We start from the raw sequence: 25,864 nt of genomic DNA, 5'->3' as shown, positions 1-25,864 counted from the left end.
GCGTTCTGAGGCAGGTCCCCGGCTTTCTGGAGACTGGAAAGCCCGTACCGCGGCCGGTTTCACGGCCCATCTCGTCCGGTAGAGTTGATGCTAATGGTGAAACAGATCGAGGAACTGACCGCCGGTATCCGCCAGCATTTCGACCTGCTCGATGAAGGTCGCGAGAAGGCCTACAACCTATCGCGCCAGGTCGTGCGCGCGGCCTCTACCTGCATCAAGAGCGCGCACCGGCAAGAGTTCGAGGAGTCTCGGACGCTGCTCGCTGAGACCGCGGACCTGACCGGGCAGATGCTGGGAGCCCTTGAGGGTTGTGACGAGTTGCGCTGGGGCGGTTTTGTGAGCGACGCCCAGAAGGAGTATGCCGAGGCGGCGATCACGCTGGCGGCCATCACCGACGCTCCCTTGCCTGGCCCGGGAGACCTTCAGATCGACGGCGCTGCCTGGCTCAATGGTCTCGCGGAAGCGGCCGGGGAGTTCCGCCGGCACGTACTCGACCTGATCCGCCGTGACCAGATCGAGCGTGCCGAGAGGTTCCTCGACATCATGGATGACATCTACCATATCACCATGAGTTTCGACTATCCGAATGCCATCAGCCTTGGCCTGCGCGGTCGATCCGATGCCGTCCGTGGGTTCGTCGAGCGCACGCGCGGTGACATGACCGCTGCGCTGCGACAGAAGCGGCTGGAAGAGCGGCTCGACCGGTTCGAGAAGCATGTCGTGGAGGACGACGGGGCGTAGAGACCGGGGAACCAGCCACTTACCTGTGACATGCAGAGGGCGCCCGATCACGAGATCGGACGCCCTTTTCGTATCTGCTTGTAGTAGCGCAGAAAGCCGCTACAGCGATGCGAGAACCTCCGGGTCCTCGAGGAGCTTCTTGACGGTGGTCAGGAAGGCCGCACCATCGGAGCCGTCCGCACCGGCGTGGTCAATGCTGAGGGTGAGGAACATCGTCGGCCTTGCCTCAATCGAGCCGTCGACCACTACGGGCCGGGGCTTGAGGGCACCGATGGCGAGGATGCCGGTCTGCGGGGCGTTGATGATCGCGTCGAAGCTGTCGACCGCACCCGGGCCGATGTTGCTGATGCTGAAGCCTGCGCCCATCTGGAGACTGGCACGCAGCCGCCCCTTACGCGCCAGGCCGATCATCTCCTTGGTCTCTGCGGCGACGTCGAGGAGGGATTTCTGGTCGGCGTCGAGGACCGTCGGCATCAGCACGCCCTGCTCCGTGGCAGCCGCGAAGGCCACGTTGATGTGCTTGAGGATATGCAGACCGTCCACGGCCACCCAGGCATTGAAGCGCGGGTGATCGCGCAGGGCCAGGGCGACTACCTTCAGGACGAAGTCGTTGTAGCTGGGGAAGATCTCGCCCTTGCCACGTAGTGCCTCACGAGCGGCGGCCAGGACGGAAGCGTCCACCTCCGTGCTCATGTGGAAGACGGGCTTCTCGGTGGTGCTCTTCAGGGTGCGCTCGCCAATCGCCTTGCGGGTCGGCGTCTGCTCCAGGAGGGTGTACTCCTGCTCATCAGGTCTCGGTTTGCGACTGCTCATACGGTTCACTCTTTCTGGCTGCGACTTGTGACGTGCGCTCTCTCCACATCCTCTTCCTGCCTATCCCGTGCGCTTTCGCGTTGTGGATAGTTGGCATGGACGGTGGAAAGAACTGTGGATAACCCCCGGAAGGGGTGGAAAACCAGTTTCCATTTGCAGATTCGAGTTCGCCTGCGGCGCTCCCTCAGTTCGACCGGCAGGTCCTTGCCTATCGCCCGACCATTACCCGCAGGACGTCGCTGGGTCCCAGCACGATGTCTACCGGGAATCTTACCACAAGCTGCAAAGCGCCTCGGACAACCTGTGCGGGCACGGGCACCTCCCGCATGGTGACGGAGACGGTTGAGCCCGCCAGACCGGCGGGAACCTCAAGCTCCAACTGCCGGAGGCGCAGGTGCCCTCTCGTCAGCTTGACCTCGTCCACCTGGCGACCTTCGGACCGCACCTGGGCCAGTGTGCCATAGCCCTCGGCGCCGGCAAAGAACGCCCGCAGATTCTGAGGCTGCAAGCGCGGGGCGAAGCGCAGCCGACCGGCCGGCCCATCGTAGGCCAGCCCCTCGACCGCCGGCAGGAGCGAGTAGCTGCTCATGGCCCTGGCGTAGTGGTCGCCGCACTCGATCTCGTTCCAGGGACTGCGCCGGGTTCCGTTGTACCGGTCCCGCGCCGCCTTTACGACCTGCAGGCCCTCTTCGGGGAGGCCCTGGCGGATCAGCAGCGCCGCCACCTCGTACTCCATCCCCGTCCACACCTCATCAGAGTATAGCGTGACGGACGACGGACGACCACCCCTGGGCCAACTGCAGACGATCAGGCCCATCTCATCATTGCTCGCGAAGGCCCGCGGGGACTGGCGGAAGCCCTCGAAGGTCTTCAGGAAGTTGTTCGCAAAGATCGACTGCAGCGCCTTGTGAACGTGCTCCGGCGGCAGCACGTGCCCCAGATCGTTGAGGTCGGCCCACCACTGGCCGAGAAGCTGGTCGGAGTGGCAGCCGGTGGCATACTCGTACTGCGGATGCTCCTCGAGGTCGACGTCCTGAATCCACCACTCCCCGTTCCACAGGTCGTGGTCCATCTTCGCGCGGCCCCGCTCGTACAGGTCATGGTAGCGCTCCGCGGTGGCCGTCTCGCCCATCAACCGCGCCATCTCCTCGGCCGCTCGGAGAGCCGCCAGCCACTGGGAGCCGATGAAGGTGTTGTTGCCCCAGATCGTGCAGTCGTAGGTGTTCGGCTGCGCAACCTGGAGGCACCCGTCACCGTCGGGATCGTAGTTGCTGATCGCCCACTCCATCGCCTGCTTGACGCGCGGCCAGTAGGCCTTCAGCCAGGAATCATCGGCGGACAGCAGGTGTTCCCGGTAGGCCTTGGAGATGCTGCTGAGGTGCCCGTCGCAGAAGGGCCCGGTGCCCCGAGGCAGGCTGAGCGGAAGCACCGTGCGGTGTCGGACCGCCCCGCTATCCTCCTGCTGCACGAAGAAGTCGGTGTGGCGCATCTTGCGCTCGAGTTCCGGGTACAGGTGCGCCAGCGTCTGCTCGTAGTTCCACACGTGAGTGCAGTTCATCGGACAGCAGCCCTTGGTGCGGCTGCAGCCCTCGAAGCCGTGGAAGCTACCGTCCTCGATCCAGAGGCAGGTCTGACTGGTGAGCGTGGAGATCTGGGAGCTTACGCAGTCCACCAGCCAGTAGGGGAGGTTGCTGTCGTAGAGGGTGTCGTGGAAGGCAAGCGTCTCCTTGCGCAGCCGGGAGAAGTTGGCGGCGGCGTAGCGGGCGACGCCCTCGGTGTTGCCGAACCAGTTGTTGTACATGTTGCCGAGGCGGTACTTGTCGAGGCCCTCCTGATACTCGGCATGGCGGTTGGGGAAGTACCAGGTGAGCAGGAAGGGTACCTCGGCCTTCTCGCCCGGCGCCAGGGTCATGCGGACGGCCAGGGCCCCGCTGTAGGTGCGTCCCGGTGCACTGGGTATCTTCGGCCCGGCCTGGTCAAGACGCCCGTCCCCGACGAAGTCGGCCCACAGGTCGTCGACGTCCTGCCAGGCGACGGAGGCAGACGCCGAAGGCTCCAGACAGGTCAAGGCCAGAGAACCGTAATTGCGGTCCGTTCGGTCCATCCCGAACTTGTCCATGCACAGCGAGACCCGGTCGCCATCCCGCACCAGCCAGTTCTGGTTCATGCCGAAGCCCGGATCAGACTGGCCGTTGATTCGGCGAAAGCCGTCCCAGCCCACGAAGTTCTGCACCGACATCATGGTCGCGAACTGCACGGAGTCGGAGCCCCGGTTCCGTGCCTGAAGGGTGAAGAACACCACTGGAAGCGCCGAGTCCTTTGCGTTCTGCGGGATCAGGGAGGTGTGCGCAACCAGGGTCAGATCAACTGGGATTGCGTCGTCGAGGTAGCGGACCTTGGCCACGGGGAACTCGCCGATGAACTCGGTCCCGGCCACCAGGGGCAGCTCGTCGACGGGACTGGTCTGCAGCACACGGGTGATGGGCCGGTGGCCCTCGGCGCGCGCTCTCACGGCGAGGAAGCAGTAGGGGACCTGGGCATCGCTGTTGACGTGGTTCATGACCTGCCACTGCCGCAGCGATCCGTCACCATAGAGCGCGACGCTGCCGGCGCCAATCCCGCCCAGGGGCATCCAGCAGTTCGTCAGGTTCGCGCCTCGGTACACCGTCGGCTCAGAGGGTCCCAGCACGCCCTTGCGCCATTGCTGATAGCGTTGCTCAGTGGCGAGGCGCAGGGCCTCCTTGCGCTGCTGTTCCTCGCGATCAAGGCGCGCCGCTTCCTCAGCGGAGAGTTCGCGGAAGTCGTCGACGTTGAGGTGTCCCCAGCCGCCGGTGGCGTTGTCGACAACTCGCAGATAGGCCTGCTTCCCTCGGAAGGCAGTGACGTCCCAGCGCACAGGGCGCATCACTTCGCGGTTCTCGCCGGTCTCCCGTCGGACCTCGCGGTCTCCCTCGACAAGAACCAGCGCCACGAACACCTTGCTGACGTCGCTGCCGCCGCCCACGAGGAGGCCGAGGGCATCGCCCTGAATCGTGAACACGGGCGACCGCAGTTCACCGGTGGCCTGGTCGCTGGCTCCCTCGTAGGTGCCCAGGAACCATTTGCCCTGCTTGTCGAAGTTGCCCTGCCAGCGGTCGTTGTCGTTGGCAGAGGGCTGCTTGCCAAGGTTGCCCGAGACTACCCGCCAGCCCTGAAGGTCGCCGGTCTCGAAGTCCCAGTGCGCGAGTGGCGTCTGTGCGAGAGTCTGGCAAGTCGCCAGTACCAGCATCAGCAGCACGGCCATCACAAAAGTGCGCCTGCCCATCTGGCTCAACTCCTCTGCAGGGAATGCCGGAGAGTGACTCTTCCCTGTGCAGCCTCTCAGTCCCTGCGTCGGGAGTAGGAGTCGCGTCGCCGACCCCGAATCTGTTCTCAGGACAGCGGAGTCCCTGCGGGGACCTGAGGGAGACAAAGGGCTGGGTCTACTTCTCTTGTGGGGTGATGAGGATGGGGATGTACCGGGCGTTGCTTGTGGCGGTACTGACGATTGGTTTGCTGAGCCTGTCGTGGGCCGGTGACCTCAAAGGCCACGTGAGTCGTGCCGGTGTCGACGTTGTCGGCGCCCAGGTGACCGTGAACCCTGGCGCTCATGTTCGTCTCTCCGGGCCTGGTGGAGTTGTGGTGTTCCCTGGACTGGCAGCAGGCAACTACCGGGTGACGGCGGAGAAGACGATCCTGGCGCAGCTCAATGGGGCGGTCCTTGATGTGGTGGCTGTCCCTGCAGCAGGCGGGGTCTCTGTTGAGCTCAAGCTTACGCCCGCTGTGCATGTGAACGAGTACATGCCGCTGCGCCTCGGGAATATGTGGCAGTACCGCGAGGTGATCGAGACCCCGCCGAGAGTGGTCACAACGAGGACGCGCCGTGAGGACGTCGTGGGAACCACGCCGATCGGCGGGACGATGACCTCGGTGGTTCTCGTCACCTATCTTCCCGGCCCGGACACCTTCAGGATGTACATGCACTCCTCGGGCCTCGGGTTCGGGGTGTACGGCGAGACCCGAGACGCTGAGACTCTGACTTACGTCCCGCCTCTGCTCATCCCGAGTCTCTGCCCACAGGGGCACACCACGATCGTGAAGGGTGTGGTCAAGCACAGTGGCGGGGCCCCGGATGATCCGATGAAGATGCTGGCGACCTTCGGTGCCTTCGAGGACGTGACGGTCCCGGCAGGCGTCTTCACCAAGTGCATTCGCCTCGACCTCACCCTCGAGAGCGCAGCCGTGGTGAGCAAGCTCACGATGTGGATGGCGAAGGGAGTGGGGCAGGTGCGGGTCATGGAGTCGAAGCCCGGGAAGACCGTCCGGCGCAGCCTGGCGGCGTACCGGCTCGCGCCGATCGTCGTCCATCCCCTGCCCGCGCCGTAGTAGGCCGGGAGGTCTGTTCCGATGAAGAACGTGAAGGGGAGCCACTCGGCGTGGCTCCCCTTGGTTGCGTGCGCGGAGGACGTCGCGGGCTAGCTCTCCTCAGCCTTGTTCTTGATGGCCGCGAGCATGGAGTCCACGTTCGCCTGCATCTTCTTCTTCAGGATGCCCTGGATCAGGGCGCCGATGAGCGGCACGTTGTACTCGTAGGTGACCTCCAGCTTCGCGAGCGTTCCCTCTGCGGAGGGCTCGAAGACCCAGGTACCGGAGTACGCCGTGAAGTCGCCCTCGGTCATCTCCCAGCGGCAGCTTTTGTCGGCCTCGTCCCAGTAGTCCACCTCGGTCCACTTAATGGTCCGGTTGAACTCCTTGACGATGCTTCCCCAGTGGCTCACCTGACGCTCGGGGGTCTGCTCGAGGATCTTCACGCTCTCCACGTCTTCCATGAAGTCGGGGTAGCGCTCGATGTCCCTGGCGATCGCATAGACCTTGTCCACGGGCGCAGCGACGTTCATCTCAGTAGTTACGGTCGGCATATAGGTTGTCCCTCACATAGCTCCGGCAGGTGCGCCGGAGGGGTCAGCTACCGCTGTAGGATCTTGATGGCGTTGCCCCTGACGATCAGTTCGCGGTCTTCCTCACTCAGGTCGGCCTCGCGCATCTTGAGCAAGGCGCTCTCCGGAACCAGCAGAGGCGCATGGGTACCGAAGAGCACATGCCCGGCACCGAGCTTGTCGCTAAGGTCGCTCACGCCGCCAACGCCCTCGACGTGAGAGATGTCGCAGTACAGGTTGTCCGGGCAGGCGTCCTTGCAGGCTCCGAGGACTTCACCGGCGGCAGCGTTGAGGACGATCACCGGCAGGGGTGCGAAGTCCCGGGCTATCTGCACGATATCGGGCACGGGAACCGGCGCCACGCGAGCCAGGTGATGGTGGTGACGCTCATCCTGGACGCGGGCCACGATCTGCAGGAACCAGCCAAGTTCGGCACAGCGCTGGGCCAGTTGCAGGAAGTGGGCGTCCTGCAGACGGTAGCCGTGGTAACTCGGATACAGACGCAGCCCCGGCGCCTCGAGCTCGCGACACTCCTCGACATCATCCTCCCAGCCGGGGTAGGCGGGGTTGATGACGGGAAGCTGGATGAGGCGGTCGCGCAGTCCCAGGAGCTCCTCGGCCAGCCACTCATTGGCCTCCTGGGTCACGCTATAGAAGATGCCCTCGAAGGGCGACACCCACGCCTGGGCGATTCCGTTGGTGTCCATGAGGTGGGCGAAGTGCGTCGGTGTGCAGTTCCGCAGACGGCGGAAGGGCCATTGCCCAAGGGTAGCATTGCAGTCAAGGATCATAGCCCGATCCTCCTTGCGATGTTGCCGGCCAGGATCAGCGAACGGTCGGCGTCTGGAATGTCTGCGGCCACCACTTTGGCAAGCTGCGAGGCGAAGCTGCGCCCGGAGGCATCGGAGCCCCACACGACGCGCTCGGCGCCCAGGAGCTTAACGGCCATCTCCACCTGTCCCTGCTCCGGGTTGCCGCCGCAGACGTCCGCGGTGATGTTGGGCACGTGGCGGACGATGCGCAGGCCACGCTGCCAATCGCCGCCGCTGTGGGCCATGATGAACTGCGTCTGCGGGTGGCGCAGAGCCAGGTTCACCATGTGTTCAGGTCGCGACTCAGTCGGCATGTTCCCGGTGGCCTTGATCCAGGTGTGCTGCAGGATTGGCACGCCCAGTTCGGCCGCTCGTCGGGCGATTGGGTCACTGCCGGGGTCGTCGCAATGGCGGCAGACCCACATCTTCACGCCGCGCAGCGGACCCTTGGCGATGGTGCGATCCATCTCCTCGACCGAGGCTTCCGGATGGGCCGGGCTGCAGTAGCAGTAGCCCACGATGCGATCGGGACGGTAAGCTACAGCCGAGAGGATGTAGTCGTTGTCCTCCCGCAGTTCCTCGGCAGTAGGGGCCACGCGGAGCGTCGCCCCCAGGCACGCCACGAGTTTGTCGATCCCGTGCTTGTCGGCGAAATGCAGGAGACGATCGGTCCGCTCCTGCACCGACGCACCGGGGCCTTGCAGATGCACATGGGCATCGATGATCACAGCGCCTACCTCCCAGGTCAACGTAGGACAGGTCGTTGTTGCACTTCCAGCCGGCGCCGCAAGGGCGCCAGGGGCCAGACACAAGGCCTCCTTCGGCGTCGCGAAAGGGCGCCGAGAGGGGCGACCTCAGACCTTGGAGGTACCTTCGCCCAGGACCCTTGCGAGACCTCCGCCCTTGACAGGGCCGGAGTTAGTGTTTATGGTTATGCGCGTAAGTGCGGCAATTTCGTTGCCGCAGAGCCTGAAGGGAGGCAAATGCTCGCATGCGCAGAGGCTACGTAGTCTTTCTATCCGTGATCGCAGCCGTAACGTTCTCGTTGCTGCTGACAGGTTGCCCCAAGCCGCCGCCGCCAGCCAACGCACCAACTGGCGTAGAGCAGCCGTCTGCTGAGCCGTCTGCTGAGCCGGGCGCACCCGCCGCTGTGGAGAACGAAGTGCCGCCGATGGAGAACACCGAAGCACTCGCACCGTCCGCTGAGAAGCCGGCAGCCGAGGGTGCCAAGGCCCCGGCCAAGGGCGCGAAGGGCGAGGCCAAGATCCCGGCCAAGCCAGACAAGCCTTAGGTTGCCCGAGATTCATGGTGAGTGTAGTGTGATCGTTGTACCTATGGGCCGCCTTCGGGCGGCCCTTCTTCTTTGCGTGCCCGGAAGGGTTTCCGGCCTCTGTGGGGGAACTCGTTGAGTGTGGCGGAGGAGCGTTGCCGTCAGCTTCACGGTAGCGCTTCCCCCCAAGGGGTCCGGCGATTCCCCGGACCCGATACCTGCTGCGCAGGGGGTTGCGATGAACGGTCGCGAGGTCATCACCCGAGTGCTCGCCTGCGATGGACCCGAGCGCATCGGTCTCACCTACTCAGCCTACGACGGAACTGCTCGCATCCACGATACCGCCGGTGTGGGGCTGTCGCCCGATCCGAGCTTCGAACCCCTGCGCTTTGATGACGACCAGGGCGGCGAGTGCTACAACGACGAGTGGGGCTGCCTTTGGCGCCGCCTCAAGGGCAGGACCGTGGGCGGCGAAGTGATCGAGCCGCCGCTGAAGACCTGGGAGGATCTGGACACCTACAAGCTTCCGACCTTCGACGACCCGGCCCGGTATGAGAAGGCAGCCGAGGTGTGCGAGAAGACCACCGACCGCTACATCCTGGGGTCGATCTCGGGCTGCTGCTTCAACGCCGCTCGCTACCTGCGGCGCCTGGAGAACTACCTCCTCGACTGCGCAGCCGAGCCCGAGAACGTGCGCCGCCTGAACACCCTTGTCAGCGACCTCATTTTGCGCCAGGTTGACCTCTATGCCGACGCAGGCGTTCAGGGCGTGATGTTCTGCGAGGACTGGGGCACGCAGGAACGACTGCTCGTCAGCCCGCGAATGTGGGACGACCTGTTCCGCCCGACCTTCGAGCGCCTCATCGACCGTGCCCACCGCAGGGGCATCACGGTCTGGATGCACTCCTGCGGCTACATCCGAGACATCATCCCCATTCTGGTGGACCTGGGCATCGACGTGCTGCAGTTTGACCAGCCGGAGCTGCACGGTCTCGACTGGCTGGAGCAGTTCGCCGGGCGGGTCACCTTCTGGTGCCCCATCGACATCCAGACCACGCTGCAGTGCGGTGACGAGGCGATCCTCAAGGCGAAGGCCCGAGAAATGGTGCGCAAGCTCGGGTCACGTGGCGGCGGCTTCATCGCCAAGGACTATCCCGACAACCACTCGATCGGTGCCGACCCGATCTGGCAGCACTGGGGCTATGAGGAGTTCGTGCGAGTGGGGCGCTACGGTCCCGACGGTACCTGCCCCCTGGCCGCAGAAGACTGAACCACGGGGCACCCCTTGCCCTGATCGCGACCGGGACTGCCTCTGACCGCAAGCATCCCGCGTCGCAGGCTTCGTACGGAGGAGTCCATGACCCCCAAGGATCGAGTCGCCTGTGCCTTCGAGTTCCGCCCCTATGACCGCGTGCCCATCTACCAGGCCGGTTTCTCCTCGGCCGTTGCCTCGCAGATTCTGGGTCGTCCTGCCTATGTCGGCGGCGGCCATGCGCAGTACCTGGAGAGCGTGGCCCTGTGGGAAGGCGAGCAGGCCCACCAGGAGTACCTCGATCGCTCCTGGCAGGATGCGGTCGAGCTGAACCGCAAGCTCGAGCTGGACGTGGTGCGGACGGTCTACTGGCGGATGACACAGAAGCCCACGGAGCGCCTCGACGAGGTAACCTTCCGCTTCGGCGACGAGACCAACTGGCGGGTCATGCGCTACGACCCGGCGACGGAGCTGTACCAGATCGTCGACCAGACCCCGCAGCGGGAGCTGACCCTCGAAGACCTCGAGCGCACCGTCAACAACCTTGAGGCCTCGGTGGAGAGCTACCAGCCGGGACCCGCGATGTACGAGACCCTGACGCGAACGATCGACGAGTTCGGCGACCAGGGAGTGCCCTATGGTGGAGGCGGAGTGGGGCTCGTGGTTCCTCGTGACCGGGTGTGGCTCGAGGCTGTAGCCCTCCGGCCCGACCTGGTGCGCCGGTACCTCGACGCACAGGCGGAGAAGTCGGCCAGGAATGCGACTCTGGCCGGATCGCTCGGGCTGCGTTACCTGTATGGCGGCGGCGACTTCGCCTCGAAGAAGGGTCCCTTCATCTCACCGAAGTCCTTCCGCGAGTTGCAGCTCCCCGGCATGCAGCGGATCTCCCAGGCATGCCATGCGGCCGGAGCTCTGCACGGCTTTGCCAGTGATGGCGATCTGTGGCCTCTGGCCGACGACCTCTTCGGCAACTCCGGCGTCAACTTCTTCTACGAGGTCGACTGCGCCTCGGGGATGGACTTCCATCGCCTGCGCCAGACCTTCCCGCAACTCACCTTGCTGGGCGGCGTGAACTCTGCGACGCTGCATACCGGCTCCGTGACCGAGGTGGTGGCAGAGACTCGCCGGGCCCTGAGCGCGGGTCGTGAGTATGGCGGCTGCATCGTCGGATGCTCGAACCAGATCGTGAAGGGCACGCCGATGGGGAACTTCTGGGCCATGATGGAGACGCTGCACTCGGAAGGATAGCCCGTCGGCGGCCACGCTCACGTTGGGGAAAAGCCCCGTCGTCCCATCTGCAACTGGAGGTCACGGCAAGGTTTGAGCACCGAACCCTCTCGGAGCCCCTCTGGCGAGACGCCGCGAGCCACTCCTGAGCGGCTCACCTGGACGCTGGGTGTGCTGCTGGTGATCGCTGTGGCCTCCGGTGGCGCCTTCTCGGCCCTGGTGCGCTACGACCTGATCGGATTTGGCCACTTGCCCCGCTGTGCCGTCTTCCTGTGCTTCCTCTTGCTGCTGGTCAATGTGGCGTGGCTCAAGAGCCGTGGCCGTCGGCTGCTTTCCAGTCAACAGCTTGTCTTCCTCTTCATCGCGATCATGGTGATGGCCGGCTTCCCGGGCCAGCAATTGGTCACCTATCTCTACATCGGTCTGATCGGTTGCCAGCACTACGCGACGCCCGAGAACAAGTGGGTCGACACCTTCTTCGACTACATCCCTCGTTGGCTGGTGCCCTCGAAGGACCCCGACGATCCTGCTGTTCGCTGGGCCTTCTATGGCCTGCCGCCGGGGAAGTCGATCCCCTGGGGTGAGTGGGTCGGCCCACTGCTGGTCTGGACCACATACCTCCTGGCGATCCTGCTCCTCGGGGCCACGACCGCTGCTCTCCTGCGCCGTCGTTGGGCCGACGAAGAGCACATGCTGTTCCCGCTGGCGCAGATCCCGGTCGAGATGCTCAGCTACGAGTCCGACCGCGATGCCCTGCCACGGGTGTTCCGCTCCTGGCTGTTCTGGTTCGCCTTCGCAATCCCCGTGGTGCTGTATTCGAAGAACGCGCTGCACTACTACTTCCCGGGCATCCCTGAGACGGACCTCACACCGGACATCGGGCCGGTCTTCACCGGTCGCCCGTGGAACATGCTGAACAACTTCCCCTATCACTACTACTTCGAGATGATCGGCATCACCTATCTCGTCAACGACGAGTTAGGTTTCAGCCTGTGGTTCTTCTGGATCGCTCGCAGGCTCACCGCCGTGTTCCGCGAGATGGCCGGGCTCGCCAATCACAATGACTGGTTCGAGCATCAGGGCATCGGCGCGTACCTGGTGGCCGGGACGATCTACGTATGGTCGGCCCGTCACGCACTGAAGACCATCTTCCTCAAGGCGGTCACCGGCCGGGGCGACTTCGACGACAGCCACGAACCGATGTCGGCGCGGTTGATGGTCTTCGGTTTCGTCGGGTCACTGGCGACCATCGTCGTCTGGGGCCACGCGATCGGCGCCGAATGGTGGGCCCCGCTGGCGCTCATGGGTCTCTACCTCTGCTCGCTGGTGGTGCTGACGCGCGTGGTCTCTGAGGCCGGTCTGTTCGCCGTCTGGTCGCCCTTCACGAACCAGGAGCGTCTGATCGTGCGCTCGCTGGGGCCCAACACGGTTGGTGTGAAGACGATCACCGCCCTCGGCTACATGGGCTACAAGATCCGTGACACCGCCTCGATGACGCCCGGTAACATCATCCAGGGCTACAAGATGGCTGAGACGGCAAGGCTCAACCCGCGGAGTGTCTGGGCGGTCATGGCCATGGCCCTGGTGGTTGGCCTCTTCGCGTCGCACCCGGCCTCACTGTACGCGATCTACAGCCACACGGTGCCGGGCCTGGGCTGGTGGCCCAAGGGCTCCGGGAACGCCCTGGGCACCTCGCTGGCGGGGATGATCCTGACCAACAACCAGTTCACGGCGGGCAACTACGGGAATATGGCGCTGGGTGGCGTGCTGGTCTGGATGCTCAACTTCCTGCGGCAGCGCTTCCTGTGGTGGCCGCTGCACCCGCTCGCCTACGCAGCCATCATGGGGCCGACGTGGATGGGCGATCGCTATGGCTTCTCGATCTTCCTGGGCTGGCTGGCGCGGCGACTGGCTCACCGGTTCGGCGGTTACCCGGCCTATCGCCTGGGGCGGTCGGCTGCAGTGGGAATGGTCGTGGGGAACGCCGTGGTGCTGCTGACCTGGACGATCGTGCACTACTTCCACCCGATCGCCGGGGTGCTCATCACCGAGTAGACCGGCGACGGCTCCGCGGCAGTCTCAGGGCAGAAGAAACAGCCGGTGCGAGGTCTCGCACCGGCTGCTGATTCCCGACAGAAGTGCTGCGCTACTACCAGCCGCGGTTGGCCATGCGCTCTTCGTCCTTGAGGGTGCGCAGGTCGATACCGGCCATGGCGGCGCCTTCGAGACCACGGCAGGCCTTGGCGACCTCAGCCGGATCCTTGAAGTAGGTGGCCGCGTGAACGATGGCGTTGGCACGGGCAGCCGGGTCCTCGCTCTTGAAGATGCCGCTGCCGACGAAGATGGCTTCGGCGCCAAGCTGCATCATGAGAGCCGCATCGGCGGGCGTGGCAATGCCGCCGGCGGAAAAGTTCGGGACCGGGAGCTTGCCGGCCTTGGACACTTCGCGCACGAGGTCGAAGGGTGCGCCAAGGTTCTTGGACTCGGTCATCAGCTCGTCGTCGCGCAGGCCCTTGAGCCGCTCGATGCCCTGCATGACGGCACGCATGTGCCGGGTTGCCTCGACGATGTTGCCGCTGCCGGCCTCGCCCTTGGTGCGCATCATGGCCGCACCCTCACCGATCCGCCGCAGTGCCTCGGACAGGTTCGTGGCGCCGCACACGAAGGGGACCTTGAAATCGTGCTTCCAGACATGGTAGGCCTCGTCCGCCGGGGTGAGGACTTCGCTCTCGTCGATGAAGTCCACGCCGACGGACTCGAGGACCTGGGCCTCGGCGAAGTGCCCGATGCGGCACTTTGCCATGACCGGGACGGTGACGACCTTCATGATGGTCTCGATGACCTTGAGGTCGGCCATTCGGGCCACGCCGCCCTCGGCACGAATGTCTGCGGGCACGCGTTCCAGTGCCATGACCGCAACGGCTCCGGCATCCTCGGCGATCTTGGCCTGCTCGGCAGTCGTTACGTCCATGATGACTCCGCCGCGAAGCATCTCGGCGAGACCCACCTTGTTTCTCCAGGTTGACTTCTCAGCGCTCTCCGACATCTTCTTCGCCTCCAACACGACTTGACACGTCGCAGATATATAGCATCCTAGTGTACCCTAATTCTAGAGCGCGTGCAAACCCCTTAGGCGTTCGACGCTCGACGCCGACACTGGCCCGTCCCCATTGCTGGAAGGCCAAGTGGCACCTCACCACGCGTGGAGGGGGGAGTCGAGCAACCGCGAGACGGGGGTGAGGTGCCGTTGCGCTGTTGAGCGGCGAAAACGGCTGAGCGCCCACCTTGCGACGGACTTTTCCCGCCCGCAGTAGCGGTGAGCTTTGCGGCGTTTGCCGACCCTCAGCGGTCCTCGCCGAGGCCGATCTCCCACATCCGGTCCATGAGCCGCTCGGAGTAGCGGCGGAAGGCCATCAGGGTCAGGGTGTGAGCGATGCCGTCGATCTTCGCCAGCCGCTCCGGCACGAGTTGGGCCATCTCCTCGTAGTCCTTGACCTTGACGATCGCGACGACGTCATAGCTCCCTGCTACGGAGTACGCCTCGGCAACGCCCTCGGTCTCCGCCAGCGCCTGAGCGACCTGCGGCGTCTTGCCCACTTCCGTGTTGATCAGAACCACTGCAGTGATCATGGCAGTCCTCCTTGCTTGACCTTCTTGCTTCGCCTCGTGTCGCCTGAATCCTGTGCGGGCGTCCCTCCGGTCGCAGGTGCCCAGACCCTCTGCCGCGAAGGCACCCCACAGACGGCAGTCCCGGCGTACGGAAGTGACACCGCGCCCCGGCAGGCTGAAGACCTGCTCGGTGCCCACCTTTCGGGGAGGTCGCAGAATGTCGCGATCCCGGTTCGTCCTCGCCGCTCTCTTGCTCCTTGCGGGTGTAGGCCAGGCCCAGAAGGAGCTCAGCACCGAAGTAGTCCTTCAGGCGGAAGAGGCCACCGTCGCGCCCGGCAAGCCGCTTTCCTTCAAGTTCACCGTGCCGCCCAATCCCCTCCGCTTTGCCGGTGTGATCTCGCTCGAGGCCCGCATCGACTCTCCCAAACTGGCAGGCGGTACCTCGCTGCTGTGGCCGATCCTCAACGGCGTCAAGCTGGAGGTTGAGCGCCACGTCTACCGCGGTCGCCAGTTCTCCTTCGCTGACGGTCGTCTCCTGAGCACCTACAGCGGCGGCGGGTACTTCCTATACTACGCGCCCGACTACACGATTGCCAACACCGCCGACAGCAACTACAAGTCAGTTGACGGGCATGCCTCCGACCTCAAGTTCGTGGTCACCGATCTGCTCCGAGAGGGCGAGAACGAGCTCGTCCTGGAGAACACCTCGACGGTCGACACGCGAGTCGTCAAGGTGCGGTCGGTGAAGTTCGCCTGGGAGAACGTGCGACCCTTCGAGGCCCCGGCACTGCAGGCCGGACCACCAGAAGGTCCGCTGCCCTTCTATGAGCCTGCACCGACGCCGAACACCGTGCCCCTGGTGCAGATGGACCGGGACGGCAAGAGCGGCCTGTCGATCGCTGCGGACGGACGGCGCTGGCTCGTGAACTCGCGGTTCTCGATCCCCGGCGGGCAGTGGGATGGGTTCGTGTCGGAGCAGGTGGCTTCCGATACCGCGCTTGGTTGGGGGATGATGGCGATGGTGACGGCCACCAACTCGCAGCGCCGGGTGGTGCGGCAAGTGCTCACCTTGCCCAGGTGCGTGCAGGTCCGCGACACCCTCATGAACCTGACCGATGCAGACCTCCCGGTGCGAATCCACCACGAGCTATCGCTGTCCGAGGCGCCGGAGGCCGTCTACCTCAACGGTCTCAAGCGCCCGCTCAAACAGGGCTCGGACCAGGAGCCCGCCAACCCGACCACCTTTGTGAAGGCCGGCGACGCTGGGATTGGCCTGATGCCGGTGGACGACGTCACGCGAGTCCACTCGCGCAACTACTTCGCCGGCACCACGGGCGGCTTCGCCGATGACTACTTCGTTCTCAAGCCGCACGAGAGCCGGATGACGCAGTGGTGGATCTTCCCGGTCCACTCGGGCGACTACTACGACTTCGTCAACGCCGTCCGCTGGTCGCAGTCCACCAACTTCCGTCTCGACGGCAGCTTCGCCTTTGTCACGGCCCGTGAGCCCTTCACGAAGTGGACCGACGAGCAGGCCGCAAACTGGGTTGACAAGCTCTCCTTGCGCTATGCCTCCTGCTCCATCTCAGCGCCCCTGTACCAGGGCAAGTACCCGCACGGGACTGCCTTCCCGCTGGTCGACCACAAGCCGCAGCGCGACCTGCTGGCCCACCTCAAGCGGGTGCGGCCACAGCTCAAGACTCTGGTCTACTACCACGTGTTCATCAGCACCGAGGAGGGAGCGTCGCAGAAGTACAAGTCGGATCGTCTGCTGAAGGCCTCGGGGGAGCAGGCGGACTACCGAAACCCGATCTACCCGCTGTTCTTCCCGACCCTTGAGAACGCCTATGGCCGAGCGATGGAGCGCAATGTGGACCTCATCCTCGGCACCGGACCTGACGACCTCGGAGCCGACGGCGTGTACTGGGATGAGCTCTCCTGGAGCTCGGAGACGTGGCACTTCGGCGAGCCCTGGGACGGCTGCAGCGGGTTCATCGACGCGAAGACCAATGAGCTGACGCGGAAGGTCTCTCACGTGACGCTGATCACCAACCCCTTCCGGGTCAAGATGATCCAGAAGATCATGGGGGCCGGGCACCCGCTGATCGGCAACGGCAACCCGGTGACGGAGACCGAGACTGGCCTCCACTTCCCGCGGTTCGTGGAGACGGGCTCGATCACCAACCTCGTGAAGTCGCACCTGTATACCCCCATCGGTCTGGGCGATCACCTCACGGAGCGCACCGAGCAGGACGTCATGGACAATATCCGCCGCTTCCTGGACTACGGCTGCCTGTACTACTACTACCACCAGCAGGCGACGGAGAACGTGACCCAGCCGGGGCTCAGCCGGTACATGTGGCCGATCACACCGATCGAGTTGCACGAGGGGTTCATCATCGGCCAGGAGCGCATCCTGACCAACCGGAGCGGGAACTTCGGCTGGGCTGACGGCTCACGCCATGAGGTCCACGTCTTCGACCGCACCGGCAAGGAATTGCCCTGGAAGGCGCCGACGGTCACGCAGGACGGCCACACCTACACGGAGTTGCGGATCCCGGGCGGCTACGTGGCAGCGATCCTGAGGCGCTAGGCAGCTACTTGCCGTAGTGCTCGGCCGGGTACACCTTGTGAACCCCGCTCCAGGACCGTGCTGCCTGGCGCCCTTTCGGGAGATCGGGGAAGATCTGCTCCATGTGCGCAAGGATCTGCTTCTGAAGCTTGGTACGCGCCGCGACGAAGTCACCTTCGGGAGGGACCCGTACGCCTCCGACCTCGAAGCTAAGGGACGGGTCGGGCAGGTACTCGGCCCGCAGGACGTAGCTGTCGCCGGGCCCCCACTCCAGAGGCCATCGGAAGAGCTGCTTGTGCTCAGTCACCTGGGAGGCCGTGACGGGGTCCACTTCCCCTTCTGCGTCTTCGGGCTGCGCCTCACCAGCATCCTCGACGGCGGCGGTTGTCAGCTCGAGGCCCGGCGGCATCTCAACTGACCGCACCAGCACGCCGTGCTCGATGAGTAGGTCCGCGAGACGATCGCCGTCGATCAGGGCCAACGGCAGGGCCGACTGCTCGACCCAGGTCACGGCGCTTGACGCAAAATGAGATGTCGTTACGAACAGGCCCAGATGAACGTTGGAATTGACCTTCAGCGCGTTCATGGCACCGTAGAACTGCTGCAGGACGGGAGCGCCGATGCTGGCCTTCTGGCGCTTCACCTGGCAGACGGTTCTGATGTCACTGATGCCGATTGAGAAGTTGGCGAGGAGATCGATGCCGCCGTCCTTGCTGCGCTGAGTGACCTCACAGTCCGTGAAACTCATCCGTTCGAGCAACTCCTTGATGAGATGCTCGAACTCGAAGGGGTCGATGGTGCTCAGGTGGCCTATGAGGTCGGACCTCACTTGCGCACGCTGGGCTTCGATGCTGTGCCGTATCTTGTCCAGGGCAGAGAGAGGAACAGGGAGAGCCATTTATCGCCATCCGCGTAAGTGATGAGGGGCAAGTCTGTGCTTGGGCTACTTCTACCCACAGTTCCCTCTCTGCCACTGCATATCCTCTTGCGCGACCGGATTTCACCCCAGAATCGTTCAGCGCGCCCCGGTCCGCGTCCCGTCCAGCAGCCCTTCGATCCCCTGCACGATGTCCGCCACCTGCGGGATGACGAAGCTCTCCATCGGCTGCGAGTAGGGCAGAGGCACGAAGGGTGCGCCGATCCGAAGCGGCGGTCGTTTCAGGCTGTCCCAGGCGTGCTCGGTGACCTGCGCGACGATCTCCGCACCGAAGCCCGCGAAGGTGACCGCCTCGTGGGCAATCGCCAGGTGCCCGGTCTTGGCGACGGAGTTGCACAGCGTGTCCACGTCCAGGGGCTGCAGCGTTCGCGGGTCGAGGAGCTCGACGCTGATGCCCTTCTCGGCAAGGACCTCGACGGCCTCAAGTGCGAAGGTCAGGGTCTTCGACCAGGCGACCAGAGTGACATCGGTGCCCTGGCGCTTGATCTCGGCCACACCGAGCGGGAGGACCTCCTCCTCGGCCGGGACGAGACCCTTGTAGGTGTAGTGGGCCTTGTGCTCCAGGAACACCACCGGGTTGTCGTCGCGGATGGCCGCCTTGAGCAGCCCGCGGGCGTCCCTGGGCACTCCGGGCATGACCACCTTGAGGCCGGGGATATGGCAAAACCACGCCTCCAGATTCTGCGAGTGCTGGGCCGCATATCCGGCGCCACCACCTGCCGGTGAGCGTACCACCAGCGGAACCTTGAACTGGCCGCCGCTCATGTACCGCCACTTGGCGGCATTGTTGACGATGGCATCCGCGGCGTGGGCGAGGAAGTCGCAGTACATGATCTCGGCGACGGGACGCCAGCCTGCCAGAGCAGCGCCGACGGCCATCCCGGCAATCGCCATTTCGGAGATGGGAGTATCGCGCACGCGGTCGGCGCCGAACTCCTTCTGCAGACCCGTCGTTGCCCCGTAGACGCCGCCGTACTGGGCCACATCCTCCCCGAAGAGAATCACCTTCTCGTCACGTTTCATCTCCTCGCGAAGTGCGGTGCGGATCGCCTGGGCCATGGTGATGTCGCGCATCCGGGGTTCGGCCATCCTAGACCACTCCCTTCGAGGCCGCGGCTGCCTCAGGGCCCGGTGCATAGACCCCTTCGAGTGCCTCCTTAGGGTCCGGCCAGGGCGCCTCAAGGGCTCGGGCAAAGGCCTCCTCGACTTCGGTGCGAGTCCGGTCGCGGTAGGCGATGGTCTCGTCGAGACTCACCGTGTGGTCGTCGATCATCGCTCGCTCGAGAAGATGGATTGGGTCGTGGGCACGGAACTCCTCCAGCACCTGCTCCTTCGTGCGATAGCTCTGTTTGTCGGCAGTGTGATGGCCTTCAAAGCGGTAGGTATCGAAGACCACAAAGACCGGCGCGGGATGAGCCCGCATCTGCTCGGCCAGGCCCCGCACGGTCTCATACACCTCCATCACGTCCATCCCACTGCGCCGGCGTCCGCTGAGACCATAGGAGCAGGCGCGGTTCTCCAGCTCCAGGATCGCGCTGGACTTCTCCACCGGCACGGAGATGGCGTAGAGGTTGTTCTCGCACACAAACAGGACCGGCAGGCTCCAGAGCGCGGCCATGTTCGCAGCCTCATTGAAGGCCCCGGTGTTGAGCGCGCCTTCGCCGAAGAAGCTGGCGACGAGACGGTCGGAGCCTTCGAGACGAGCCGCCAGCGCCAGACCGCAGGCCATGGGAGCGTTCGAGCCGACTACCGGGTTCTCGCCGATGAAGTGGCGAGAGGCGTCGGACAGGTGCATGGAGCCGCCCTTGCCCCGACAGCATCCCGTGCGTCGCCCCAGGATCTCGGCGAACATGGCCTCCATGTCCATACCCCTGGCGATCGCGTGGCCGTGACCGCGATGGGTACTGATCACGGAGTCGTCCTCACGCAGGGCGTGGACCGTTCCCACAGCCACTGCTTCCTGGCCGAGGGAGAGGTGTGAGCTGCCCCGGAAGAGCTTCTGTGGCAGCATGACATCGCGGATCTTCTCCTCGAAGAACCGGATGCGCAGCATGTCCTCATAGAAGTGCAGCAGGAGTGCGGCGTCGGTCTTTGCCATGACTACCCTCCTTTGGGGTGTGCTGGTAGTGAAACGGACCGGGCTGTCGCGCTGAGCGCCCTCCCCCGGTCCCTGTTGGTCGGTCACTCCTGGTCCTTCGTCACCCTCGCGGGCGGCTACTCGTCGTTGGTGACGGGCTCTTTCGGCGATCGAGGCAGGCCCGGGTTGCCCACAAGGCGGTACATCGCCGGCTGGACCTCGGACCTGCGCAGCGGCTTCACATGCCCATCGGCGAAGCAGAAGTTGTTGACCTGACCATGGCGCGCCGGGTCTGCAAGACTCGTGCCGGGCTGGCCCTGCTGATCCCAGGCGTTGCGACGGCTGGGCTCCGACTCGAACAGCAGGACGGTCCGTCCCGGTGACGCCACCATGCGCATCGGCTGGCGGCTGAACTTGTAGTTCAGGGCATAGCTCCAGTCTCCATCGTCGGCCGGGCAGGAGTAGTTGTCCTCGGTAAACACGTAGGGCAGCGTCGCATCGCACCATCGGTCTGCGATTGGCATGCAATCATCATAGTCCTGTCGGTACGCGGCCATCGCCAGGCTGAGCTCCTTCATGCGCCACGCGCACGCCGCGATCGGCGACAACTCACCCAGGTACTCTCCCTTCCTCGGCGTCCTGGTCGGAGCCTTGGGATCGAGCACCTCCATGTGACGCCAGACCGGCTGCCATTCGCCTTCCTTGAGCTCCACCGGCACCAGGAAGTGAACCTTCCCGCGTGCCACGAAGTCCACCCTTGCCCGGTCGCCTTCTGCCCCCATCGAGGTGATCTCGCGGCGGTAGTCCTCCACCGGCAAGGAGGTCATCGGGAGACGCGTGGACACGCGGCCGTAGTCATCAGCGGTGATCGTCAGGCCGAGGAGACGCTGGACGCGGTCGTCGCCCTCCAGCCACTTGAGGCGACTGTGCATCGAGTTCTCGACGTCGGCCTTCGTCGTCTCGGCAAGGTCAACGGCCCATTCACCGTCCCGTCTGCGGAGCACAACCGTGGATCGGTCCTCGACCTCCATCACAAGTCGAAGGTGGGCGAGGTCGTCGGCCACCATGGTCTCCGCGATCCGGTGGCTCTTACCATAGAGGAGCAGGCTCCAGCGCGAGCGATCCGAGGAGAGAAGGCCGCGGTGAAGCTCCTCCTGCTGCTTTACCCACGCCTCCTGCTTCTTGCCGCCATAGGTGTCGGGATGGAGGAGTTGCCAGGCGAGGTCGGCCCTGTCCTCAGAGAGGAGTTGGCGGTAGCGATCGACGACCTTGAGCAAGGCAACCGAGTCCGCCTCGGAGATCGTGGTCGTGGACGTCTCGGTATCTCCGTCTCGCTCTGTCCGCGCCAGTGCAGTGCTCTGCGGCAAGCAGAGCAAAGCCTTCGTCACGGCAGCCGCGGCGAGTTGCGAGTCCATGTACGCGGTCGCCTTGCCATGAACGAACATGGCCGCGGGAACAGCGATTGCCAGCAGCACTGCAAAGGTCACGTGTACTCGACCGACGCGATCGACGTCCATTCGGATTCCCCCCGGGAGGTAAGTGGTTGGCAGCATCTACTCGTGCGGGAGCGATGAGGCCCATGGCCCAGCTCGGTTGACGGCATGTCTCCTCTCGTGCCAGGTCGATAGCACGACGGGCCGGTAGGTAGCGCCCTGAAGGCGCACCTGCCGGCCCGTGGTTGTGGGTCGCGTACTGTCTCAGACTGGCTCGCGAAGGGCTACTCCCCGGGCTCGGCCGGTGCAGGTCCTGGCGCAGGCGGTGCCGGTACGGGTGTGTCCGGCCCTTGAGGCGCCGGGGCGAGGAAGCCCGGATTGCCGACCAGGCGGTACATCTCCGGCCGCACTTCGGGAGTGCGCAGCGCCTTCACATGCCCGTCGGTGAAGGCGAAGTTGTTGAAGTCACCATGCCGGGGTGGACTGGCGAGACTGGCCCCCGCCGGAGCGTCCTTGTCCCAGGCATTGCGGCGACTGGGCTCGGACTCGAAGAGAGCGATGGTCCAGGCGGGCTGCTCTATCCTCGCCATGAGCTGGCGGCTGAGCTTGTAGTTCATGGCGTAGCTCCATTGCTCCTTGTCAGCCGGGCAGGTGAAGATCGCCTCGTTCTTGCAGTAGGGGAAGACCGCATCGCACCAGCGGTCCGCGATCGGCATCTTCTCGTCGTAGTCCTGGCAGTACATCAGCAGCGCCAGACCGAGTTGCTTCATGTTGCTCTGGCAGGCAGCCTGTGTCGATTTGCTCGCCACGCGTCTGCCCAGGGCTTCGGGGCCCGTGGGTTGTGAGGGGTCGATGATCTCCATGTTCCGCCAGTCCGGACGCCAGCTACCCTCCTCAAGCTCCACGGGAACCAGCAGATGCACCCTCCCGCGGGCCACAAGGTTGACAGTGGCGTGATCGCCCTCGATCTTCATGCCCGTGGGCTCGCACCGGTAGTTCGCCACCGGCAGAGCGTTGATCGGGAACTGCGTCGGGATACCGAGCCCCTCTTGAGCGGTGATCGCGAAGCCAAACATGCGCTCAAAGGGCCTGTCCGCCTGTAGGAGTTTGAGTTGGCTCTGGAGCGAGTTCCTGGCCTCGGCGTTCGTTGTACCGGCCAGGTCGATGGCCCACTCGTCGCCGTTCTTGCGCAGCAGAAGGGTAGAGCGTTCCTCGAGGTCCATCGCCACGCGGGCGTAGCCGCTGTTGCCCTTGATGACGGTGTCCACGACCTCATGGCCCTTGCCGCAGAGGAGTACGGCCCAGGGCTCCGAGAGCGAGGAGAGGTCGCCCTTGCTAAGCTCCGCCTGCGCGTCGACCCACTCCTCCTGCTCCCAACCTCCATAGGTGTCGGGATGGATCAGCTCCCAGGCCTGCTCGAACTTCTGGTCAAGAAGCAGTTTCCGGTAGTTGTCGATAGCCTTGAGCAGGGCGACCGATTGCCCCTCGGCCGGGCGAGTCCCCGGCGTCTCAGTGGCTGCTGCACCTTCGGTCCGTGCCCGCTCTGCCTCCTGCGATACCGCCAGCAGCGCCCTGGTCACTGCGGCGGTCGCGAGCTGCGAGTCCATGTACGCGGTTGCCCTGGCATGCAGGAACATCCCTGCAGGAACCGCCAGGGCCAGAAGCACTGCAAAGGTTACGCGTGCCCTACCGACGCGATCTGTCCTCATCCGTACTCCTCCTTGGCCGACCTCTGGGCGCTGCGGAGGATCTGGCCACCCCCGTTGCTGCCCTATTCACGAAACGCGCCTCGGCATACGCTCTGTCGATTTGCTGCCCCTGCCTGACGTGAGGTAGCTTCAGGTGCGTCTGCTGGTACCCCCCAACTAGAGGACTCTCAGACCTGCCGGATTCATCTTCTCCCAAGAACCCTTAGTTTCGCCACGCCGGCAAAGGTTCCCTGCCTTGAGGTCAGGCCCACCGCACTTCGGCCCTCGGTCGCGAGCAGTGCTTGGCGCACTCAGTGCAAAGGTGCCCCTTGCAGGCAGGGAGAAGAGCACAACTAAGGTCCTGGTCGCACCAAGTGTCCGGTCGAGGGAGTGGAAGGTGCATGTTGCGATTGCTGATGTGCAGTCTTGCTCTGAGTGTGGTGGCGCCCCTGACGGCCCAGGAGAGCCCCGTGCCGCCTGTGGCGGTGCCCTTCGGCATGAGGGAGATCGACAAGCTGCCGCGGTCGCAGTACGCGCGACCCCTGTTCGGCGAGCCCTCCTGGCTGTGGTCGGCGGAGACCGAGCCCCAGGTCCCGGAGGTCACGATCCACACCAAGGCGAGCTACCGCGTGGGACTGCGCCGGCTGGAGCGTCTGTGCGTGATCGAGGCGTGCCTCCCGGACAGCGTGACCCAGACCGGGGTGCTGCGGTTCCGTGGCGGAGATCTGCGCTTGGACTTGCCGGTCCACTGGCTCGCACCGAAGGCCCAGTACCGCGCTCGCTGGCTCCCGGTGGTTGCGGGGTCGATCAGCGTCGCCCTGGAGGTTGGCGGCCGGATGGTGGCGCACGGCGAGTTCGCGACCGACGAGGAGGCTCCGCAGGGGCTGTTCTCGGTGCAGGCAGCGCAGGAGCCACCTTACGTCGATCACGGTTACGGGCTGCTGCCCGCTTCCTATCTGATGGTGACGCCGGGCACTGAACTTGCAGTGCGATTCGCAGCGGGCCCACAGGCGAAGGGCGCGGTACAGGTGGTCGCTGAGCTCGTCGACCGCGACGGCGCGACCGTGCGATCGCTCAGTCGGTCTCTCTCGCAGGCCACGCAGGCAAGCAGCCTGTCTCTGGATACGAGCGACCTTCGCGCAGCGACCTACGGTCTGCGGCTGAAGGCGGTGCTCGCTGGTGGTGCAGTCGTGGCGGACACCCGCCAGGTGATCCTGGTGGAGCGCCGCCATGAGCCCGGCTTCGGAGCCCGCTATGCCGACCTGTCCTACCCGGCGCCGGTGTATGTGTCGCGAACCGACACGCTGCCGTGGAACGACCTCTGGAAGGGTAGCAACCTGCGCGACCTGGTGGTGAGCTTCGACAACTCCGACGCTCGCTTTGTCTTCTGGCGCGGCACAAGTTACGTGCCCTGTTGGGCCTTCAACACCTCCTGGCTGTCCTACGAGTGGCTGGAGGCCGAACCCGACCTCAACGGCGCCGTGGATTGCGTGGAGCCGATCATGGACAAGGAGTGCCGGAACTCCCGTGCCGAGATCGTGTCTTCGACTCCGGCCCGGGTTGTGGTTCACTGGCGCTACGGCCTCACGGACTTCGCGCAGAAGGTCATCAACGACGAGTGGGCGGACGAGTACTACTATCTGTATCCGGATGCGGTCGGCACGCGCAAGCTGCTGGCGTGGTACAAGTCCGGCTGGCACGAGAATCAGGAGTTCCTGCTGCTGAACCGTCCGGGCAACGCTCCGCAGGAGTCGGTGAACCCGCAGGCGCTGACGCTGCTCACGACCGACGGACGCACCCAGCGACCTGAGTGGCCGCGTCCCTTCCTGAGCATCGACGGCTGGCCGCACGTGATCGCGAGCATCAACCTGCCGACGCGCCTCAAGCCCTTCATGGCCGTCGACGACGCCGACGTGCAGGTCAAGCTGTGGGCCGAGCCCTACGTCGAGAAGCCCGGCCTCTTCAACACCTATCTGCACTGGCCGATCAGCCGCGGTGTGCGCACCACGTGGCTTGACAGTCCTGCCGACTTCCAGCGCCCGACGCACAGCAACCTGGCGAACCTGGTGAATGCCGAGGCCGAGAGCACTGATGACCACCGTGTCTGGTACTGGCTCATCGGTGTGACGCAGCAGGAGACTGAGCTGCGGCAAGCAACGGCCTGCTGGCTCGAACCGGGAACCGTGAAGGTTGCCGGCGGCTCCTTCGACCGCTACGATCAGAGCCAGCGAGCGTATCTGGTCAAAGCTGCTCAGGGCGCCGCGCGAATCACCCTTACGGTGACGCCCTCCGAGGCGCCGGTCGTGAACCCGGCCTTCGTGATCAGCGGAGCGGGGCAGTGGCTCAGCGAGGCAAGTTGCAGTCACGGCGCCAAGAGAGTAGCCTTGGGCCGCGAGAACGACGGGCACGACCTCGTGGTGTATGTCGAGGGGCAGTTCGACGCGCCCTTCACCGTCGAGATCAGGTAAGGGACGCCTC

General features: G+C 64.8%; 20 protein-coding genes. 8 read left to right on the top strand and 12 right to left on the bottom strand.

Annotation, left to right across the window (positions count from 1 at the left end; genetic code table 11):
* Positions 1 to 93 precede the first annotated feature (93 nt).
* Positions 94 to 741, top strand: a complete 648-nt coding sequence (locus ABFE16_01990) for a haloacid dehalogenase (protein ID MEN6344041.1) — start codon at positions 94 to 96, stop codon at positions 739 to 741.
* A gap of 99 nt (positions 742 to 840) precedes the next feature.
* On the opposite strand, the gene ABFE16_01985 is transcribed toward ABFE16_01990, so the two are convergent.
* Complete coding sequence (locus ABFE16_01985) at positions 841 to 1,554, bottom strand: 2-oxo acid dehydrogenase subunit E2 (GenBank protein MEN6344040.1); 714 nt, start codon at positions 1,552 to 1,554, stop codon at positions 841 to 843.
* Positions 1,555 to 1,762: 208 nt separating this feature from the next.
* The gene (locus ABFE16_01980; protein MEN6344039.1) at positions 1,763 to 4,858 is read right to left on the bottom strand and encodes a GH116 family glycosyl-hydrolase; all 3,096 of its coding nucleotides are present in this window, start codon (positions 4,856 to 4,858) and stop codon (positions 1,763 to 1,765) included.
* A gap of 188 nt (positions 4,859 to 5,046) precedes the next feature.
* Here ABFE16_01980 and ABFE16_01975 point away from each other — a divergent pair, with 188 nt between their 5' ends.
* On the top strand, positions 5,047 to 5,958 hold the full coding sequence (locus tag ABFE16_01975; protein ID MEN6344038.1) for a hypothetical protein: 912 nt from the start codon (positions 5,047 to 5,049) through the stop codon (positions 5,956 to 5,958).
* 89 nt (positions 5,959 to 6,047) lie between these two features.
* Here ABFE16_01975 and ABFE16_01970 read toward each other — a convergent pair whose 3' ends face one another.
* Genes ABFE16_01970 through ABFE16_01960 form a run of 3 tightly spaced genes read right to left on the bottom strand, consistent with a single transcriptional unit; the run spans position 6,048 to position 8,049 of the window.
* Positions 6,048 to 6,491 (bottom strand): SRPBCC family protein, encoded by a 444-nt coding sequence (locus ABFE16_01970; GenBank protein MEN6344037.1) that lies wholly within the window; start codon positions 6,489 to 6,491, stop codon positions 6,048 to 6,050.
* Between the two features lie 47 nt (positions 6,492 to 6,538).
* Positions 6,539 to 7,300 (bottom strand): amidohydrolase family protein, encoded by a 762-nt coding sequence (locus ABFE16_01965; protein MEN6344036.1) that lies wholly within the window; start codon positions 7,298 to 7,300, stop codon positions 6,539 to 6,541.
* Positions 7,297 to 8,049 carry an amidohydrolase family protein gene (locus ABFE16_01960; GenBank protein ID MEN6344035.1) on the bottom strand — a complete coding sequence of 251 codons (753 nt, stop codon included), beginning with the start codon at positions 8,047 to 8,049 and terminating at the stop codon, positions 7,297 to 7,299. Before ABFE16_01960 ends, ABFE16_01965 begins: the two co-directional genes overlap by 4 nt.
* Positions 8,050 to 8,312: 263 nt before the next feature.
* On the opposite strand from ABFE16_01960, the gene ABFE16_01955 reads away from it, so the two are divergent.
* From ABFE16_01955 to ABFE16_01940, 4 genes are all read left to right on the top strand, one after another.
* Complete coding sequence (locus tag ABFE16_01955) at positions 8,313 to 8,612, top strand: hypothetical protein (GenBank protein ID MEN6344034.1); 300 nt, start codon at positions 8,313 to 8,315, stop codon at positions 8,610 to 8,612.
* Between the two features lie 217 nt (positions 8,613 to 8,829).
* Positions 8,830 to 9,861, top strand: a complete 1,032-nt coding sequence (locus ABFE16_01950; GenBank protein MEN6344033.1) for a uroporphyrinogen decarboxylase family protein — start codon at positions 8,830 to 8,832, stop codon at positions 9,859 to 9,861.
* An 87-nt stretch (positions 9,862 to 9,948) separates the two neighbouring features.
* Positions 9,949 to 11,091 carry a uroporphyrinogen decarboxylase family protein gene (locus ABFE16_01945; protein ID MEN6344032.1) on the top strand — a complete coding sequence of 381 codons (1,143 nt, stop codon included), beginning with the start codon at positions 9,949 to 9,951 and terminating at the stop codon, positions 11,089 to 11,091.
* 72 nt (positions 11,092 to 11,163) lie between these two features.
* Positions 11,164 to 13,125, top strand: coding sequence for a DUF6785 family protein (locus ABFE16_01940; protein MEN6344031.1), 1,962 nt, complete (start codon positions 11,164 to 11,166; stop codon positions 13,123 to 13,125).
* A 94-nt stretch (positions 13,126 to 13,219) separates the two neighbouring features.
* Here the strand turns inward: ABFE16_01940 and pdxS are convergent, their stop codons facing one another.
* Positions 13,220 to 14,116 carry a pyridoxal 5'-phosphate synthase lyase subunit PdxS gene (gene pdxS / locus ABFE16_01935; protein ID MEN6344030.1) on the bottom strand — a complete coding sequence of 299 codons (897 nt, stop codon included), beginning with the start codon at positions 14,114 to 14,116 and terminating at the stop codon, positions 13,220 to 13,222.
* A gap of 296 nt (positions 14,117 to 14,412) precedes the next feature.
* Positions 14,413 to 14,700 carry an Lrp/AsnC ligand binding domain-containing protein gene (locus tag ABFE16_01930; protein MEN6344029.1) on the bottom strand — a complete coding sequence of 96 codons (288 nt, stop codon included), beginning with the start codon at positions 14,698 to 14,700 and terminating at the stop codon, positions 14,413 to 14,415.
* Between the two features lie 196 nt (positions 14,701 to 14,896).
* Here ABFE16_01930 and ABFE16_01925 point away from each other — a divergent pair, with 196 nt between their 5' ends.
* A complete protein-coding gene (locus tag ABFE16_01925; GenBank protein MEN6344028.1) occupies positions 14,897 to 17,272 on the top strand; it encodes a hypothetical protein in 2,376 nt (791 codons plus the stop codon).
* A 4-nt stretch (positions 17,273 to 17,276) separates the two neighbouring features.
* On the opposite strand, the gene ABFE16_01920 is transcribed toward ABFE16_01925, so the two are convergent.
* From ABFE16_01920 to ABFE16_01900, 5 genes are all read right to left on the bottom strand, one after another.
* Positions 17,277 to 18,149, bottom strand: a complete 873-nt coding sequence (locus tag ABFE16_01920) for a restriction endonuclease (protein ID MEN6344027.1) — start codon at positions 18,147 to 18,149, stop codon at positions 17,277 to 17,279.
* A gap of 117 nt (positions 18,150 to 18,266) precedes the next feature.
* Positions 18,267 to 19,277, bottom strand: coding sequence for an alpha-ketoacid dehydrogenase subunit beta (locus ABFE16_01915; protein ID MEN6344026.1), 1,011 nt, complete (start codon positions 19,275 to 19,277; stop codon positions 18,267 to 18,269).
* A 1-nt stretch (position 19,278) separates the two neighbouring features.
* Positions 19,279 to 20,286, bottom strand: a complete 1,008-nt coding sequence (locus ABFE16_01910) for a thiamine pyrophosphate-dependent enzyme (GenBank protein MEN6344025.1) — start codon at positions 20,284 to 20,286, stop codon at positions 19,279 to 19,281.
* A 116-nt stretch (positions 20,287 to 20,402) separates the two neighbouring features.
* Positions 20,403 to 21,782 carry a hypothetical protein gene (locus ABFE16_01905; GenBank protein ID MEN6344024.1) on the bottom strand — a complete coding sequence of 460 codons (1,380 nt, stop codon included), beginning with the start codon at positions 21,780 to 21,782 and terminating at the stop codon, positions 20,403 to 20,405.
* Positions 21,783 to 21,982: 200 nt separating this feature from the next.
* Positions 21,983 to 23,407 carry a hypothetical protein gene (locus ABFE16_01900; GenBank protein ID MEN6344023.1) on the bottom strand — a complete coding sequence of 475 codons (1,425 nt, stop codon included), beginning with the start codon at positions 23,405 to 23,407 and terminating at the stop codon, positions 21,983 to 21,985.
* 380 nt (positions 23,408 to 23,787) lie between these two features.
* On the opposite strand from ABFE16_01900, the gene ABFE16_01895 reads away from it, so the two are divergent.
* Positions 23,788 to 25,854, top strand: a complete 2,067-nt coding sequence (locus ABFE16_01895; protein MEN6344022.1) for a hypothetical protein — start codon at positions 23,788 to 23,790, stop codon at positions 25,852 to 25,854.
* The last annotated feature ends 10 nt before the right edge of the window (positions 25,855 to 25,864 follow it).

The organism is Armatimonadia bacterium, assembly GCA_039679385.1.
Classification (GTDB): domain Bacteria; phylum Armatimonadota; class Zipacnadia; order Zipacnadales; family JABUFB01; genus JAJFTQ01.
Note: the sequence above shows the minus strand (reverse complement) of the source record. Positions and strands in the feature narration are given on the sequence as shown.

Coding starts and splice junctions, on each gene's coding strand:
- ABFE16_01990 (MEN6344041.1), top strand. CDS start 94: ATGGTGAAACAGATCGAGGAACTGACCGCCGGTATCCGCCAGCATTTC.
- ABFE16_01985 (MEN6344040.1), bottom strand. CDS start 1,554: ATGAGCAGTCGCAAACCGAGACCTGATGAGCAGGAGTACACCCTCCTG.
- ABFE16_01980 (MEN6344039.1), bottom strand. CDS start 4,858: ATGGGCAGGCGCACTTTTGTGATGGCCGTGCTGCTGATGCTGGTACTG.
- ABFE16_01975 (MEN6344038.1), top strand. CDS start 5,047: ATGTACCGGGCGTTGCTTGTGGCGGTACTGACGATTGGTTTGCTGAGC.
- ABFE16_01970 (MEN6344037.1), bottom strand. CDS start 6,491: ATGCCGACCGTAACTACTGAGATGAACGTCGCTGCGCCCGTGGACAAG.
- ABFE16_01965 (MEN6344036.1), bottom strand. CDS start 7,300: ATGATCCTTGACTGCAATGCTACCCTTGGGCAATGGCCCTTCCGCCGT.
- ABFE16_01955 (MEN6344034.1), top strand. CDS start 8,313: ATGCGCAGAGGCTACGTAGTCTTTCTATCCGTGATCGCAGCCGTAACG.
- ABFE16_01950 (MEN6344033.1), top strand. CDS start 8,830: ATGAACGGTCGCGAGGTCATCACCCGAGTGCTCGCCTGCGATGGACCC.
- ABFE16_01945 (MEN6344032.1), top strand. CDS start 9,949: ATGACCCCCAAGGATCGAGTCGCCTGTGCCTTCGAGTTCCGCCCCTAT.
- pdxS (MEN6344030.1), bottom strand. CDS start 14,116: ATGTCGGAGAGCGCTGAGAAGTCAACCTGGAGAAACAAGGTGGGTCTC.
- ABFE16_01930 (MEN6344029.1), bottom strand. CDS start 14,700: ATGATCACTGCAGTGGTTCTGATCAACACGGAAGTGGGCAAGACGCCG.
- ABFE16_01925 (MEN6344028.1), top strand. CDS start 14,897: ATGTCGCGATCCCGGTTCGTCCTCGCCGCTCTCTTGCTCCTTGCGGGT.
- ABFE16_01920 (MEN6344027.1), bottom strand. CDS start 18,149: ATGGCTCTCCCTGTTCCTCTCTCTGCCCTGGACAAGATACGGCACAGC.
- ABFE16_01915 (MEN6344026.1), bottom strand. CDS start 19,277: ATGGCCGAACCCCGGATGCGCGACATCACCATGGCCCAGGCGATCCGC.
- ABFE16_01910 (MEN6344025.1), bottom strand. CDS start 20,286: ATGGCAAAGACCGACGCCGCACTCCTGCTGCACTTCTATGAGGACATG.
- ABFE16_01905 (MEN6344024.1), bottom strand. CDS start 21,782: ATGGACGTCGATCGCGTCGGTCGAGTACACGTGACCTTTGCAGTGCTG.
- ABFE16_01900 (MEN6344023.1), bottom strand. CDS start 23,407: ATGAGGACAGATCGCGTCGGTAGGGCACGCGTAACCTTTGCAGTGCTT.
- ABFE16_01895 (MEN6344022.1), top strand. CDS start 23,788: ATGTTGCGATTGCTGATGTGCAGTCTTGCTCTGAGTGTGGTGGCGCCC.